The following is a 14,917-nucleotide window of genomic DNA, read 5'->3' as shown; positions in this document are numbered from 1 at the left end:
CCGGTCTCATTCGAGACCGGGCCCTCGTTGTGTCTCCGGTCCGGTGCTCGTCTCGCGTTCCACGCATTCGGTTCGGGAAGTGGTCCGCCTCCCAATCTTGCCAAGTTCGCAAGGCTTCTTGTCGAAATCGCTCACTCCGGTGACAGTGGTGGAGGAAGCCGCGAGTGAACGGAGCCGAGATGGACAACGCCGGGACGAACGACAGGTACGACGTGGTGGTCGTCGGAGGCGGCGCCGCTGGGCTCGGCGGCGCACTGTCGCTGAGCAGAGCGCGGCGCTCGGTGCTGGTGATCGACTCCGGAACACAGCGCAACGCGCCCGCGGCGCACATGCACAACTACCTCGGACGCGAAGGGGCCGCTCCCGCACAGCTCATCCGGATCGGGCGCGGCGAGGTGGCCGCCTACGGCACCGAGTTCCTCGACGGGGAGGTCGTCGACGCGCGCCCCGCGGAAGGCGGGTTCACGGTGACGCTCGGCGACGGCCGGTCGGTGTCGGCCCGTCAGATCCTCGTCACCTCGGGTCTGGTCGACGAACTGCCCGACGTTCCCGGACTGCGCGAGCGGTGGGGACGCGACGTGCTGCACTGCCCCTACTGCCACGGCTGGGAGGTCCGAGACACCGCGATCGGCGTTCTCGCGACGAGCACCGTCGCCGTGCACCAGGCGCTGATGTGGCGGCAGTGGAGCGACGATGTGGTCGTGTTCGCGCACACCGCACCGGCATTCGCCGCCGACGACCTCGAGAAGTTCGCCGCGATGGGCATCGAAGTCGTCGACGGCGCCGTCGCCGGCCTGGAGGTGGCCGACGACCGGCTGACCGGGGTGCGACTGGCTACCGGCGAGACAGTCGCGCGGGAGGCACTCGTCGTGCCGCCCCGATTCACCGCCCGGGCCGGGTTTCTCGCCGGACTCGGCCTCGATCCGGTCCAGCAGGAGATGGGCGGCGAGGTGATCGGCAACCACATCGCGGCCGGACCGACCGGCGCGACCGACGTGGCCGGGGTGTGGGCCGCCGGGAACGTCACCGACCCGCGCGCACAGGTCATCTCGGCCGCATCGGCCGGCGTGTTCGTCGGCTCGATGATCAACTCCGCTCTGATCGAGGAGGACGTCGCGGCGGCCGTCGCCGACCGTCGGGCCTCACGCGTCGGGTAGCCGAAGTTCGTGGAGGGCCCGGCGCAGCAACTTGCCGGTCGCATTGCGCGGCAACTCGTCGAGGAACACCACCTCACGCGGCACCTTGTACCGCGCGAGGTGCTCCTTGACGAACGTCTTGATGACCTGGGCGTCGGGAGTCGAGTCCGGCGCCGCGACCACGAAAGCCCGGAGCCGGTGGCCGAATTCGGCGTCCTCGACACCGATCACCGCGGCATCCGCGACGTCGGGGTGCTCGGCGAGCCGGTTCTCCACCTCGATCGGATAGACGTTCTCGCCGCCCGAGACGATCATGTCGTCGTCGCGCCCGTCGACGAACAGCAACCCCTCCCGGTCGAAGTGGCCGACGTCGCCCGTGGAGAGCAGGCCGTCGATCCGCTCCTTGTCGCGGCCGTCGGTGTAGCCGTTGAAGCTCAGACCGCTGGAGACGAAGATCCGTCCCACCGTGTCCGGGGTGGTGACCGGCGTGCCTGCGTCGTCGTACAGCGCGACACGGCAGGTGACGGGCGCGCGACCGGCGGTGCCGGGGGCGCGCGCCAGGTCGGCGGGTGTCGCGACGGTCGCCACCGCGCATTCGGTGGAGCCGTAAAGGTTGTGCAGCACCGGGCCGAACGCCTCGGTCGTGCGACGGCACACGTTGGGGGAGATGGCCGAACCCGCTGCGAAGATGACCGACAGGTTCGTCGTGTCGTACCGGGCCAGGACCTCGGGGCTGATGTCGAGGATGCGCTGCAGCATCGTCGGGACCACGACGAGGACGTCGGCGCGGTTGTCCGCGACCAGTTCCATCGTCCGAAGGGGCTCGAACCGACGCTGCAGGATCACCGACTGCCCGAGCGAGAGGGCAAGGCCCAGCTGGGACAGTCCGGTGCCGTGGAACGCCGGTGCCGCCATCACCATCGTCTGGCCGCGGCGCAGCGGCACCCGGTCCAGGAACTGGGCCGACGCGAACGGTGAGGTCTTCTCGCGCGGCGCGCCCTTCGGGGTGCCGGTGGTCCCGCTGGTGAGCAACACGAAACTGCCGTGAACGGACGGTGGGGGCGTCGCCTCGGTACTGCGACCGGCGATCGACGTGTCGAGGGTGCGATCGGTCCCCGACGTGCCCCAGGCGAGGTACCGCGGCACGTCGGCGGGCAGCCCGGCCGCGATCGCGGCGAACTCCTCGTCGTACACGAAGGCCCGAACCTGTTCGCGCGCCGCCACATCCACCAGCTGCGGGGTGGCGAAACCGGTGTTCATCAGCACCAGTTTCGCGCCGAGCTTGGCGGCGGCGAGCATCGTCAGGACGAGTCCGCGGTGATTGCGGCACATGACACCGACGACGGTGCCGGGCGCGATGCCGTCCGAGGTCCAGGCTCGGACCAGTGCGTTCGACATCTCCTCGAGCTGGAGGTAGGTGAGCTGACCGCGTTCGTCGACGATCGCGACCGCGTCGAGCCCGGCGGCGGCCTGGGCGTGGACCGCGCCCGCGAACGGCCCGTACCTGTCGACGGCGCGGATCGTGGCGAGGCCCTGGTCGAGTCGGGGGAACGGGACCAGGCCCGACCGCATCATCACCCGGACTGCCCCGACGGTGTCGGTGACCTTCGTCAGAACACGTGGCATCGCTTCTCCCCAACCTGTGATCCTCTGTGCCTCGGATCACAGTAGACGGTGAAGTCGATCTTGATGCCCGGAAATCGTCCGCGTGCGCCCGCGCCGGTCACCGGCCCGGTACGGGCATGGCGAGGACCGTCGCCGTCGCGGGAACGCGACGGGGTGTCGTGAAAGGCGTCGGCCTCCCCGCTGTCCGGTTCCGGTCATTCATGCACCGGGTGCACTATCTGACTCGCGAGTCAACCACTCGAGTCGGTAGCGTGCCGAACGTGCCGCCCGTCCACGAGAAGCGGGCGGCCTGGGCTCGTCATGCTCCTCGGCTGGCGGGCCGCCGATGTGAACCGGGAGAACTGACAATGCGACTACCACTGTGGATCGCCGGGCCCGCCGCTGTCGCACTGGCGGCAGCCGACGCGGCGCTCGAGCTCCAGGCCCGCGTCGTCAGTGCTGCTGCCCGGGCGGTGATTCACGGGATGGACCCGGATCATGTGGCCCCGTCCATCCCGGCGGCGCCCCCGCCGCGCGCCGCCGAGCGTAGGTAGAGTGACGCAGCCGTGCTCCTGCGCGACCCGGCCGGAAGCGCAGTCGCCATGTGATGTGCAACACAGTGTCCCGCTCGATCGACCGCGATTCACTGCGGCCGAGAGGGTGACGAGTGTGACGCGCGTCCAACTCTGATGTTCCCGTGCTGGCCTGGGAACGCCGGATCGCCACCGGGTCCGAACCCGCCCCACGGAGACAGCCCACGACGTGGATCGGCAACACATTCTCGAACCAAGCAACCTCTTGGTCTTGTACTCGCGAGCCGACTGGGGCGCAACTACGCTGCCGTTCGCGTCGTTGTCGCCCCTCTGCGGAACGGCGAAGGCCCGCCGGTGCCCCCTCAGCCCGGCGGGCCGCCGCCAATCCGTGTCGGGGCCACCCGCCCGGTCGGGCGTGTTCCCCAACTTCGTTCTCGCGCATGCGGCGCACGCCCGGCGACACAATCCCCGTTGCCGGTCTGGGAGGCGCTCAACGAAGCTGCGCGACATGTCGGAGACGAGTCCGCCCCCGACGCCGTGGAGGTGACGGGGACGGATGGCGTCTCGAAAGTGGCTGCGCCGAAAGCTACTTGAGCTCGGCCGACGACTTGCCGAGCAGGCGGCGCGCGACGATCAGCTGCTGGATCTGCTGGGTGCCTTCGAAGATGTCGAGGATCTTGCTGTCCCGCGCCCACTTCTCGAGCAGGGGACGCTGCGAGTAGCCCTGGGTGCCCGCCAGCTCGACGGCCTTGAGCGAGGCCGCGGTACCGGTGCGTCCGGCCTTGGCCTTCGACATCGACGCCTCGAGCGAGTTCGGCTTCTTGTTGTCCGCCATCCAGGTGGCGCGCAGAGCCAGCAGGTAGGCGGCCTCCCAGTCGGCCTCCAGGGCGAGGAACTCGGCCGCGGCGGCGTGCTGGTTGTTCGCCGGGACGTCGTACGACACCTCGACGCCCGCCTCGGACAGGATCGAGCGCAGTTCCTCGAGCACCGCGCGACCGAGGCCGACCGCCATGCCCGCGACGATCGGACGGGTGTTGTCGAAGGTCTGCATGACCCCGCCGAAACCCTTCTCCACGTTGACCTCCGCGTCGCCGAGGATGTTGTCCTTCGGGATGCGGCAGTCCTGGAGAAGCAGTACCGCGGTGTCGGACGCCTTGACGCCGAGCTTGTGCTCGAGCCGGGCGACGGACAGGCCCGGCGCGTCCCGCGGCACGACGAACGACTTGATCGCCGCGCGGCCCTTGGTCCGGTCCACCGACGCCCACACCACGATGTGGGTGGAGCGCTCGCCCGCGGTGACGAAGATCTTCTCGCCGTTGAGGACCCACTCGTCGCCGTCGAGAACGGCGGTCGCGGTGACGGCCGCCGAGTCGGAGCCGAAGCTCGGTTCGGTGATCGCCATCGACGCCCACACCTTGCCGAACCGTTCGAGCTGTTCGTCGGTGGCGACGGCGGCGATCGCGGAGTTGCCGAGACCCTGGTAGGGGATCGACAACGTCAGTCCTACGTCGCCCCAACAGGTTTCGATGACGTTCATCAGCGACGCCATGTTGCCGCCGTTGGCGTTGCCGATCACCGACGGGGCGTCGCCGCGGCCGAGGGCGGCGCCGGACGCGCCGGTCCCGGAGTCGTTGAGGCCCTCGACCATCGCCGCCATCGTGTCGAGTTCGACGGGATACTCGTGCTCGGCGAGGTCGTACTTGCGCGAGATGGGTCGCAGGATCTGCGCGGCGACCTGGTGCGCCTGGTTCGCGGATGCCTTGAGCTTCTTGGGAAGTTCGAGATTGATCATGTGTCTGTGTCTCCTGTGGCAAACGGCACTGGATGGAGGGCTCGTGCTCGCGTTGGACGGAGGGCACGGCCCTCGCGCGTCAGATCAGGACGATGCCCTCGGCAACGCCGATGGCGCGAAGGTCTCGGTACCAGCGCTCGACAGGGTGCTCCTTGGTGTAGCCGTGTCCGCCGAGCAGCTGCACCCCGTCGAGGCCGATCTGCATGCCCTTGTCGGTGGCCAGCTTGCGGGCCAGCGCGGCCTCGCGGGCGAAGGACAGGCCCTGCTCGGCGCGGGAGGCGCCGCGCAGGGTCACCAGGCGCAGGCCGTCCAGTTCGATGCCCATGTTGGCGACCGTGAACGCCACGGCCTGCCGGTGGCTGATCGGCTCGCCGAACGCCTCGCGCTCGTTGACGTACGGGATCACGTAGTCGAGTACGGCCTGGCCGGTGCCGACGGCGAGCGACGCCCAGCCGAGGCGGGCCAGCCGGATCGCGTCGGCGTAGTCGGCCGCCCGCTGATCGGCGTCGCCCTCGCCGAGGATCGCGGACTCGGGCACCGCGACATCGGTGAGGTTCAGCCTGCCCAGGCCCGCCGCACGCAGGCCCATGCTCGGATCCGCCTCGACGACAAGGCCCTTCGCGTCGGACTCGACGACGAACAGCGCGGGACGTCCGTCGAGTTCGGCGGCCACGAGAAACAGTTCGGCGTCCGCGGCGGCAGGCACGAACGACTTGACACCGTTGAGCCGGTAACCGCTGGGGGAGCGAACAGCCCTGGTCTGCAGCGCGAACGGGTCGAACAGGGCGCGCGGTTCGGTGACGACGAGTGCCGCGGCCGGCACGTTCTCGCCGGTGAACGACGGCAGGTAGGTCTTCTGCTGGCCCTCGGACCCGAACTGGGTCAGCGCGACCGCGACACCACTCGGCGCGAGGATCGGCAGGGCCAGGCCCATGTCGCCGTGCGCGAGGGCCTCGGCGACGAGGGAGTTGGTGACGGCGCCGCGTTCGGTGGCGACGCCCTCGAACTCCTCGGGGACGTTGACCAGGGTGATGCCGAGCTCGGCGGCTCGCATGCCGAGGTCGGTCGGTGACGCGGCGGCCTCGTCGGAGTCGTGCGCCGCGGGACGGAGGATCTCGGCGGCGAACTCGCGGACCGTGTCGACGATCATCTGCTGCTCGTCGGTGGGCGTGAGGTCGAAGTAGTCGGCGTTGCGCGCCTCACCCGCGGGCAGTCGGGTCGGCTTGCCGCCGCCGGACACCTTCGCGAAAGTCCGGGTGGCCGCGCCGAGCGTCTTGAACCCGGTCTTCGTGCCCTCGTAGGTGACCCGGTTGATCGGCTCGCGGAGGTTGTACTTCTCGGCGAGGTCCGAGCCGGTGATCCTGGTCAGCACGCGCATGGCGGCACCCATCGCGTCTCGCTTGATCGGGTTGAGGCCGACCGCGGAGGTGTCGCGCGGGGCCTTCACATCGCTGTCTTGCTTGCTCATGATCACCATTTCTCGGTGTTCGGGTCGGGGACGGTTCCATATCTTACTTGGGAGTAAGAAGTGAAGTCGAGCGTACACCGCACACGCCGCTCCGCAAGGCGTCCGGGCGGTGACGCGCACACCGCCGCGACCTCCACGGAACCTTCACAGGTCGTACCCGGGATTCCCGCATCGGGCCCCTACAGTCGAGAACATGACCCAGCGCACGGTGCTCGTCGTGGAAGACGACCCGACCATCGCCGACGCGATCGCGGCCCGGTTGCGGGCGGAGGGCTACGTCGTCCGAACCGTCGCCGACGGACCGTCCGCCGTCCGCGAGTGCGCCGATCGCCGGCCCGACCTCGTCGTCCTCGACGTGATGCTCCCCGGGTTCGACGGCCTCGAGGTGTGCCGGCGCATCCAGGCGTCCTCGCCGGTGCCGGTGCTGATGCTCACCGCCCGGGCCGACGAGACCGACATGGTCATCGGGCTCGGAGTGGGCGCCGACGACTACCTCGGCAAGCCGTTCAGCATGCGCGTACTCGTAGCCCGGGTGGCGGCGTTGCTGCGGCGCGTCGACCGGGCCGCAACCACCCGGGACGGCGAGGTGCTCGACTTCGGATCCGTCGCCATCGACCTGGCCTCCCGCCGCGTGCGGTGCGGCGACACCGAGGTGCACCTGACCCGCACCGAATTCGATCTGCTCGCCCACCTGGCCGCCCGGCCCGGTGCGGCGATGGCCCGCGACACCCTGCTCGACGACGTCTGGGGATGGGGTGCGGGCGCGACGAGCAGAACCGTGGACAGTCACGTCAAGGCGTTGCGCCGCAAGCTCGGCGGCGACCTGATCCGGACGGTGCACGGCGTCGGTTACGCCTTCGAGGGGACGGCTGGGGAGGTCCCCCGATGAGATGGCCGCGACCGCTCGACCCGTTCCGCTCGTTCAAGGTCAAGACCGGAGTGCTGGTGATCGCCTCGGTCTTCGCGGCGTCGGTGACCTTCTGGTTCGCCTCGGACTGGCAGTTCCGCTTCGCGCTCGGGGTGGCGTTGCTCGTCTCGCTCGCCGTCACGCAGGTGCTGGCGCACGGGATGACCTCGCCGCTGCGGGAGATGACGGCGGCGGCGCGGGCGATGGCCACCGGCGACTGGTCGCGGCGCGTGCACACCACCTCCCGCGACGAGATCGGGGAACTGGCACTGGCTTTCAACCAGATGGCCGAGGACCTCGAGGCCGACGACCGGTACCGGAGGGAACTGATCGCGAACGTCTCGCACGAACTGCGGACACCGATCGCGGCACTGCAGGGCGTGCTCGAGAACGTCGTCGACGGCGTCGTCGAACCGGAGCCCGAGACGCTGCGCGCCGCACTGCGCCAGACCGAACGCCTCGGCGACCTGGTGCGTGACCTGCTCGACCTCTCCCGTCTCGAATCGGGCGTTGTCCCGTTGCGCCGCACGGAGTTCGAGGTCGAGCCGTTCCTGCGGCGGATCGTCGACGAATGCCTCGATCCGGCGGTGGCCATCCGGCTCGACGTGGTCCCCGTGAGCCTGCGCGCATGCGCGGACACCGACCGTCTGCACCAGGTGGTGACGAACCTCGTCCACAACGCGCTGACCCACGGGGCGTCGGCGCAGGTGCTCGTGCGCGCCCGGACGGACCGGAGGTCGGGAACGCTGATCGTGGACGTGCACGACGACGGCCCGGGAATCCCGGCGCAGGAACGCATCCGGGTGTTCGAACGCTTCAGTCGCGGTGGCACCGCAGGCGGCGGCACCGGGCTCGGTCTCGCCATCGCCCGCTGGGCCGTCGAGCTGCACGACGGCCGGATCGGTGTGCTCGACACCCCGTCCGGGTGCTGTATCCGGGTGGAACTGCCGGCCGCCTGAGCCGACGAAACACCGTCCGGGGCAGCGGACGGTCGTCCGCCCTCCCTCGACGACGCCTGCCCACGGCCGGGTGAGGCACCACACGACAAGGAGTCCGCCATGACGGCACCGAGCACCGATCGCGACGTGAGGACGACGCGTGTCTTCGCGGCGCGGATCTGGCGACCCGACCGGACGTCACTCGCGCCGCCCGCCACCGTGACGGCGGCCGTGGTCACCGGACTGGTCGCCGGGGTCACGGTGCGGGCGGGGCAGCCGGGCGTCGCGTACCCGCTGATCGGCATGGCGGTCGTGGCGACGGTGCTCTCCTCCGGGCGGACGCGGTCCACGCGCGGACCGCTCCTCGCGGCCGCGCTCGTCGTCGCCCTGCTCGCGGTGGCGGCGGTGCGCGGCGCGGGCTGGCTGATCGCGCTGTGCGTGATCGCAGGCTGGACGGTGGGATCGGTGGCGCTGCTCGGCGTGCGGACCTGGACGGGTGTCGCGTTGGCGCCGCTCGCAGTGGCGGTCACTCCCGGCCGCGTCGCCGGCTGGCTGCGGCGCGGTCGGCGGCGGCGCCGACGCGTCGGCGGCGTCCCGGCCGGCCGCATCCTGGGCGTCGCCCTCGTCAGTGGGGGACTGCTGGTGGTGTTCGGATGGCTGTTCGCGGGCGCGGACCCGGAGTTCGCCCGGCTCCTCGGCGGCGCCGTGCCGACCGTTCCGACGGACGAACTGACCGCCGGAATCGTGATCGGTCTCGGTGTCGTCGCCGTGTCGCTGTCCGCGGCGTACCTGTGGCGCAGGCCGATTCGGTTCGACGCGCTCGCCCCGGCGGCGGGGCGTCCGATCGCGTGCTGGGAGTGGGCGGTGCCGCTGATCGCGCTCGACCTGCTGTTCGCGGGATTCGTAGCCGTCCAGGCGCGGGTGATGTTCGCGGGGGACGGGCACGTCCTGACCACGCCGGGCCTGACCTACGCGGACCACGCCCGGCAGGGATTCTGGCAACTGTGTGCGGTGACCGCGCTGACGCTGCTCGTCGTCGCGGTCGCGATCCGCAAGGTCGATCTCGCCGCCCGCCGAGACCGCGCGTTCGCCCGGGTGCTACTCGGCGTCCTGTGCCTGCTCGCGCTCGTGGTGGTGGCCTCAGCGCTGCATCGAATGGCGCTGTACGAGAACGCTTTCGGGTACACCCGGCTGCGGCTCGCGGTGTGGGCGGTGGAGCTGTGGTTCGGCGCGGTGTTCGTGATCGCGCTGGTCGCGGGGATCCGGATGCGCGGACAGCTGCTGCCGCGCGTCGTGCTCGGGTCCGCAGCGGTCGCGCTGCTGGCGTTCGCGGCGGTGAACCCGGACGGCCACATCGCCGACCGCAACATCGACCGGTACCAGCGGACCGGTGCCATCGACGTGACCTACCTGCGGGGCCTGTCCGTCGACGCGGTGCCCGCACTGGACCGGCTGCCGGAACCGCTGCGGTCGTGCGCCCTGCTCGGAACCTCGACGAGCCCGGATCCGTGGTACCGGTTCAACGCCGCCCGGGACCGCGCCCGCGAGATCCTCGGCGCACGCCCCGTCGACCGGGATGTGGTCTGCGCCGGCGCGACCGCGGTCCGCTGAGCGCACGGCTCGGTCAGGACAGCCGGCGGAGAACCTCGTCGTGCAGCAGTCCGTTGCTGGCGACCGCGTTTCCGCCGTGCGGGCCCGGCGTCCCGTCGAGAGCGGTGAACCGGCCGCCGGCCTCCCGGACCAGCAGGTCCAACGGCGCGAGATCCCACAGCGAGACCTCCGGTTCGGCGGCGATCTCGAGCGCGCCCTCGGCCAGCAGGCAGTAGGAGAAGAAGTCGCCGTAGCCGCGCACCCGCCACACCGCGTCGGTCAGGTCGACGAACCGGTCCCGGATGCCGAGGTCCCGCCAGCCGGACAGGCTCGAGAAGCTCAGGCTCGCCGACCCCAGCCGATCCACGCCGGAGACCGCGATACGCCTCGGCTCCTCGCCACCGACGGAGGTGAACGCACCGGCACCGGCGGAGGCCCACCACCGCCGCGACAGGGCGGGAGCGCTCACCACGCCGACCACCGGGACGCCGCCGCGCAGGAGCGCGATCAGCGTCGACCACACCGGCACACCGCGCACGAAGTTCTTGGTGCCGTCGATCGGGTCGACCACCCACTGCCTGCCCTCGAACCGGGCCTCACCGCCGAACTCCTCGCCGAGCACCGCGTCGGCTGGACGCTGGTCCGTCAGGATCGCCCGCACCTCCCGCTCCACCGCCAGATCCGCGTCGGACACCGGCGTCAGGTCCGGCTTGTCGTCGACCCGCAGGTCCAGGGCGCCGAAGCGGTCCCGGGTGATGGCGTCCGCGGCGTCCGCAAGTCGAAGGGCCAGGTGCAGGTCTGCGGAGTAGTCGGTCACGGGCTCACACGCTACCGCCGGCCCTCGACACCGCCCCTCCCGGCTGAAGGTCCCCTTGCGTTCGTTCGACGAGACGAAGGCCGCCTTCAGCCGAACCGGCGGGGGTCTGTGCGGCTGCCGGTTCGTTCCGGCTGAAGGTCTCCTTGTGTTCGTTCGACGAGACGAAGGCCGCCTTCAACCGAGCCGGCGGGGGCTCGTCAGGCGTCGACCTCGCGCAGCAGGCCGGTCGCGACGTCGAAGACGAATCCGCGCAGCGACGTCGTCTTCGACACGAACGAATTCGCCTCGATCCGGCGCAGCGACTGGCGCACGTCCTCGTCGAGGTCGGTGAACGCCTCCGCCGACCACGCCGGCTTGATCCCGACCTCGTCCTGGATGGACCGCTTGAAGTCGTCGTCGGTGAACGTGAGCATCCCGCAGTCGGTGTGGTGGATCAGGATGATCTCGGTGGTTCCGAGCAGACGCTGGCTGATCGCCAGGGATCGGATCTCGTCGTCGGTGACGACGCCGCCCGCGTTGCGGATCACGTGCGCCTCACCCTCCTTCAACCCGAGGATCCGGTACACGTCGAGGCGGGCGTCCATGCAGGCGAGGACCGCGACGTGGCGGCTCGGCGGCAGCGGCAGCGGGCCGGTGAAGGTATGGGCGTACTCGGCGTTGTTCTTCAGGTATTCGTCGGTGACGGTCATCGTGGCTCCGTTCGTCGTGGACGGGAATGGTCCGTGCATCGAACGCCGGGGTCACGGTCCGCGCAAGGGTTCCACGCACGCCGACGGCAACGAGCGGCGGCGGGCGGCGGCATTGTCGCCACGACCCGGTAGCCTTGATTCTCGTGCATCCCGACGTTTCCACAGACCTCGCCGAACTCGACACCACCCTGACCACCGTCGAGACGGTGCTCGACGTCGAGGAGTTGCGCCGCCGCATCGACGAGCTCGAACACCAGGCGGCCGACCCGGACCTGTGGAACAACCAGGAACACGCCCAGCAGGTCACCAGCCAGCTCTCGCACGCCCAGGCCGAGCTGCGCCGCGTCGAGGAGCTGCGGTCGCGGCTCGACGACATGGAAGTGCTCTACGAGCTCGCCGAGGAGGAGGGCGCCGACGCGGTCGCCGACGCCGACTCCGAACGCGCGAAGCTGCGCGAGGACATCGCCGCGATGGAAGTCAAGACGATGCTCTCCGGCGAGTACGACGAGCGCGACGCCCTGGTCAACATCCGCGCCGGCGCCGGCGGCGTCGACGCCGCGGACTGGGCCGAGATGCTGATGCGCATGTACATCCGGTGGGCCGAGAAGCACGGCTACGGCGTCGAGGTCTACGACACCTCCTACGCCGAGGAGGCCGGCATCAAGTCCGCGACCTTCGCGGTCAAGGCGCCGTACTCCTACGGCACCCTGTCGATCGAGATGGGCACCCACCGACTGGTCCGGATCAGCCCCTTCGACAACCAGGGCCGTCGCCAGACGTCGTTCGCCGAGGTCGAGGTGCTGCCCGTCGTGGAGACCACCGACCACATCGACATCGACGAGAACGACGTCCGCGTCGACGTGTACCGCTCGTCGGGTCCGGGTGGACAGTCCGTCAACACCACCGACTCCGCGGTGCGCCTGACGCACATCCCGACCGGCATCGTCGTCACCTGTCAGAACGAGAAGTCGCAGCTGCAGAACAAGGTGTCCGCGATGCGGGTCCTGCAGGCCAAGCTCCTCGAACGCAAGCGTCAGGAGGAGCGCGCCGAGATGGATGCGCTCAAGGGCGACGGCGGCAGCTCGTGGGGCAACCAGATGCGGTCCTACGTCCTGCACCCGTACCAGATGGTCAAGGACCTGCGCACCGAGTACGAGGTCAACAACCCGTCCGCCGTCCTCGACGGCGACATCGACGGGTTCATCGAGTCCGGTATCCGGTGGCGCATGCGGGGAGAGCAGGACTAGTTGACCGGCCCCGTCGTGTCCGGTGCCCTGGCGCTCGAGTGGCTTCCGGAGACCACCAACTTCGGTAACTGGCTGAAGTCGAGTGGCCTCGAGATCGTTCTGTACGTCCTCGGCGGCCTGCTCGTCGGTCGGTTCCTGTCGTGGGCGGGCAACCGCGTCACCGATCGCATCGACCTGAACTACAGCCAGGGCGACGCCCTGGTCCGGTCCGAGGCGACCAAGCACCGGCACGCGCTCGCCCAGGTGATCACCTGGGTGCTCGTCACGATCGTGTACACCCTGGTCTCGATCGAGGTACTGCAGCGGCTCGGGTTCTCCGTCGGGAGCCTCGTCGCGCCCGCGACGGTGCTCGGCGCCGCGCTCGGCTTCGGCGCCCAGCGGGTCGTGCAGGACATCCTCGCCGGGTTCTTCATCATCGCCGAGAAGCAGTACGGCTTCGGTGACGTGGTCAAGATCGCGATCACCGGGTCCGGCGACGACGCCTACGGCACCGTCGAGGACGTGACGCTGCGCGTGACGCGCCTGCGGTCGTCGGACGGCGAGGTGATCACCGTGCCCAACGGGCAGATCGTCAAGGCCGTCAACCTGTCCAAGGACTGGGCCCGCGCCGTCGTCGACGTGCCGGTCCCCGCGTCCGCCGACCTCAACCACGTCAACGACGTGCTGCGCACCGTGGGCAAGGACGCGTTCGCCGACCTCGACCTCGAACCGCTGCTCCTCGACGTCCCGACCGTGATGGGTGTCGAATCCATCGAACTCGACACCGTCAACATCCGCATGGTGGCCCGCACCCTCCCGGGCAAGCAGTTCGAGGTCGGGCGCGCGCTCCGGATCCGGGTCGCGGCCGCGCTGCGCCGGGACGGCATCCTCATCGGCCCCGACCTGTCCGTCGACCACGGAGACGCGACATGACCCGCCCGGAGGGCACACGCTCCGACCCCCCGGCCTCGGAGAACGACCCGAAGCCTGTCCGCGCGTGGCACTGGCCGCGGCACCTCGGCCGGCTCCGCACCTCGACGGTGGTCCTCGTGGTCGCCTTCGTCGCCACCGCACTGCTGCGCGGCTACTTCATGAACGTGGAGGAGGTGGACGAGCCGCAACAGACCGTCGTGATCCCTGTGCAGACGACGCAGGTGCCGGTGCCCCGGTCCGAGCCGGCCACCACCGTGCCACCGACCACGACCACCACACCGGCACCGGCCTCGTCGACGACCGCACCCGGTGGTACCGCCGGGACGGCGCAGACACCGACCACCTCGCCGCTGATCGTGCTGCCGCCGGGCGCGGTGCCCAGCGGCGTCGAACTCCCGCCCGGGGTCGCGGTCGAGACCACGAGCCCGGTCGCTCCGGCCACCTCCGCACCGGCCGCGACGACACCCTGACGTCGCCGCGCTGCCCCTCCGGCCGCCGGACCTGCACGCTCGTCGTCCTCGGGTGGCCGATCGCGGGTCGTGTCTAGACTGGCTCCTCGTGATCAGCGTGGAGAGTGTGTCCAAGTCCTACAAGGCGTCCTCGCGTCCGGCTCTGGACAAGGTGACGGTCTCGATCGACAAGGGTGAATTCGTCTTCCTGATCGGCCCCTCCGGATCCGGGAAGTCCACGTTCATGCGTCTGCTCCTGAAGGAGGAGACCCCGACTTCGGGCGACATCCACGTCGCCGACTTCCACGTCAACAAGCTGGCCGCGCGGCGGGTGCCGAAGCTACGGCAGTCGATGGGCTGCGTGTTCCAGGACTTCCGGCTGCTGCAGCGCAAGACCGTGTCGGAGAACATCGCGTTCGCGCTCGAGGTGATCGGCAAGCCGCGCGCGGTGATCGAGCGGACCGTGCCCGAGGTGCTCGACCTGGTCGGGCTGTCCGGGAAGGCCGACCGGCTGCCGACGGAACTGTCGGGGGGGGAGCAGCAGCGGGTCGCGATCGCGCGGGCCTTCGTCAACCGTCCGCTGGTGCTGCTGGCGGACGAACCGACCGGCAACCTCGATCCCGACACCAGCGGCGACATCATGCTGCTGCTCGAGAGGATCAACCGCACCGGCACGACCGTGCTGATGGCCACCCACGACAATCACATCGTCGACTCGATGCGACGCCGGGTGGTCGAACTCGACCTCGGACGCGTCGTCCGTGACGAGGCCAGGGGCGTGTACGGCGTCGGGCGCTAGCCGCCGCCCGCCCGCCCCCCACGACACACGACCGA

14 protein-coding genes are annotated in these 14,917 nt (G+C 70.2%); 9 read left to right on the top strand and 5 right to left on the bottom strand.

Translation table 11 applies throughout. The annotated features are described in order from the left end of the window. Positions 1-179 precede the first annotated feature (179 nt). Positions 180-1,157 carry an NAD(P)/FAD-dependent oxidoreductase gene (locus tag ACFYVR_RS15095; RefSeq protein WP_387474586.1) on the top strand — a complete coding sequence of 326 codons (978 nt, stop codon included), beginning with the start codon at positions 180-182 and terminating at the stop codon, positions 1,155-1,157. Here the strand turns inward: ACFYVR_RS15095 and ACFYVR_RS15090 are convergent. After that, entirely contained in the window at positions 1,143-2,762 is a 1,620-nt protein-coding gene (locus ACFYVR_RS15090; protein WP_387474390.1) for an acyl-CoA synthetase, read from the bottom strand. The genes ACFYVR_RS15095 and ACFYVR_RS15090 overlap by 15 nt on opposite strands. 347 nt (positions 2,763-3,109) lie before the next feature. Here ACFYVR_RS15090 and ACFYVR_RS15085 point away from each other — a divergent pair, with 347 nt between their 5' ends. Beyond that, positions 3,110-3,295, top strand: coding sequence for a hypothetical protein (locus ACFYVR_RS15085; protein ID WP_387474388.1), 186 nt, complete (start codon positions 3,110-3,112; stop codon positions 3,293-3,295). Positions 3,296-3,860: 565 nt separating this feature from the next. On the opposite strand, the gene ACFYVR_RS15080 is transcribed toward ACFYVR_RS15085, so the two are convergent. Together ACFYVR_RS15080 and ACFYVR_RS15075 are read right to left on the bottom strand one after the other, a co-directional pair. Then, the gene (locus ACFYVR_RS15080; RefSeq protein ID WP_387474386.1) at positions 3,861-5,066 is read right to left on the bottom strand and encodes an acyl-CoA dehydrogenase family protein; all 1,206 of its coding nucleotides are present in this window, start codon (positions 5,064-5,066) and stop codon (positions 3,861-3,863) included. Between the two features lie 79 nt (positions 5,067-5,145). Continuing rightward, on the bottom strand, positions 5,146-6,540 hold the full coding sequence (locus ACFYVR_RS15075) for an acyl-CoA dehydrogenase family protein (RefSeq protein ID WP_387474384.1): 1,395 nt from the start codon (positions 6,538-6,540) through the stop codon (positions 5,146-5,148). Between the two features lie 187 nt (positions 6,541-6,727). Between ACFYVR_RS15075 and ACFYVR_RS15070 the strand changes: the two genes are divergently transcribed. From ACFYVR_RS15070 to ACFYVR_RS15060, 3 genes are all read left to right on the top strand, one after another. Then, entirely contained in the window at positions 6,728-7,423 is a 696-nt protein-coding gene (locus ACFYVR_RS15070) for a response regulator transcription factor (protein WP_387474382.1), read from the top strand. After that, positions 7,420-8,400, top strand: a complete 981-nt coding sequence (locus tag ACFYVR_RS15065; RefSeq protein ID WP_387474380.1) for an ATP-binding protein — start codon at positions 7,420-7,422, stop codon at positions 8,398-8,400. Before ACFYVR_RS15070 ends, ACFYVR_RS15065 begins: the two co-directional genes overlap by 4 nt. Before the next feature lie 99 nt (positions 8,401-8,499). After that, the gene (locus ACFYVR_RS15060) at positions 8,500-9,990 is read left to right on the top strand and encodes a DUF4153 domain-containing protein (protein ID WP_387474378.1); all 1,491 of its coding nucleotides are present in this window, start codon (positions 8,500-8,502) and stop codon (positions 9,988-9,990) included. A gap of 13 nt (positions 9,991-10,003) precedes the next feature. Here the strand turns inward: ACFYVR_RS15060 and hisN are convergent, their stop codons facing one another. Together hisN and ACFYVR_RS15050 are read right to left on the bottom strand one after the other, a co-directional pair. After that, positions 10,004-10,786 (bottom strand): histidinol-phosphatase, encoded by a 783-nt coding sequence (gene hisN / locus ACFYVR_RS15055; protein ID WP_387474376.1) that lies wholly within the window; start codon positions 10,784-10,786, stop codon positions 10,004-10,006. Positions 10,787-10,983: 197 nt separating this feature from the next. Next, a complete protein-coding gene (locus ACFYVR_RS15050) occupies positions 10,984-11,475 on the bottom strand; it encodes a beta-class carbonic anhydrase (protein WP_387474374.1) in 492 nt (163 codons plus the stop codon). Between the two features lie 143 nt (positions 11,476-11,618). On the opposite strand from ACFYVR_RS15050, the gene prfB reads away from it, so the two are divergent. The 4 genes from prfB to ftsE all read left to right on the top strand — a co-directional run bounded on the left by prfB (position 11,619) and on the right by ftsE (position 14,882). After that, the gene (gene prfB, locus ACFYVR_RS15045; protein WP_387474372.1) at positions 11,619-12,722 is read left to right on the top strand and encodes a peptide chain release factor 2; all 1,104 of its coding nucleotides are present in this window, start codon (positions 11,619-11,621) and stop codon (positions 12,720-12,722) included. Continuing rightward, positions 12,723-13,634, top strand: coding sequence for a mechanosensitive ion channel family protein (locus ACFYVR_RS15040; protein WP_387474370.1), 912 nt, complete (start codon positions 12,723-12,725; stop codon positions 13,632-13,634). Then, positions 13,631-14,104 (top strand): hypothetical protein, encoded by a 474-nt coding sequence (locus ACFYVR_RS15035; RefSeq protein WP_387474368.1) that lies wholly within the window; start codon positions 13,631-13,633, stop codon positions 14,102-14,104. Before ACFYVR_RS15040 ends, ACFYVR_RS15035 begins: the two co-directional genes overlap by 4 nt. 88 nt (positions 14,105-14,192) lie before the next feature. Continuing rightward, positions 14,193-14,882: a cell division ATP-binding protein FtsE gene (ftsE, locus tag ACFYVR_RS15030; protein WP_387474366.1), complete on the top strand. Its 690-nt coding sequence runs from the start codon at positions 14,193-14,195 to the stop codon at positions 14,880-14,882. The last annotated feature ends 35 nt before the right edge of the window (positions 14,883-14,917 follow it).

Origin of the sequence: Rhodococcus sp. NPDC003318 (assembly GCF_042879035.1) — a bacterium.
Taxonomy (GTDB): domain Bacteria; phylum Actinomycetota; class Actinomycetes; order Mycobacteriales; family Mycobacteriaceae; genus Rhodococcus_G.
The sequence above is the reverse complement of the archived record's forward strand: the minus strand, read 5'-3'. Positions and strand labels throughout refer to the sequence as shown.

What these genes read in the sequence shown, in the direction of transcription:
- ACFYVR_RS15095 (WP_387474586.1), top strand. Translation starts at nt 180, where the DNA reads ATGGACAACGCCGGGACGAACGACAGGTACGACGTGGTGGTCGTCGGA.
- ACFYVR_RS15090 (WP_387474390.1), bottom strand. Translation starts at nt 2,762, where the DNA reads ATGCCACGTGTTCTGACGAAGGTCACCGACACCGTCGGGGCAGTCCGG.
- ACFYVR_RS15085 (WP_387474388.1), top strand. Translation starts at nt 3,110, where the DNA reads ATGCGACTACCACTGTGGATCGCCGGGCCCGCCGCTGTCGCACTGGCG.
- ACFYVR_RS15080 (WP_387474386.1), bottom strand. Translation starts at nt 5,066, where the DNA reads ATGATCAATCTCGAACTTCCCAAGAAGCTCAAGGCATCCGCGAACCAG.
- ACFYVR_RS15070 (WP_387474382.1), top strand. Translation starts at nt 6,728, where the DNA reads ATGACCCAGCGCACGGTGCTCGTCGTGGAAGACGACCCGACCATCGCC.
- ACFYVR_RS15065 (WP_387474380.1), top strand. Translation starts at nt 7,420, where the DNA reads ATGAGATGGCCGCGACCGCTCGACCCGTTCCGCTCGTTCAAGGTCAAG.
- ACFYVR_RS15060 (WP_387474378.1), top strand. Translation starts at nt 8,500, where the DNA reads ATGACGGCACCGAGCACCGATCGCGACGTGAGGACGACGCGTGTCTTC.
- ACFYVR_RS15050 (WP_387474374.1), bottom strand. Translation starts at nt 11,475, where the DNA reads ATGACCGTCACCGACGAATACCTGAAGAACAACGCCGAGTACGCCCAT.
- ACFYVR_RS15035 (WP_387474368.1), top strand. Translation starts at nt 13,631, where the DNA reads ATGACCCGCCCGGAGGGCACACGCTCCGACCCCCCGGCCTCGGAGAAC.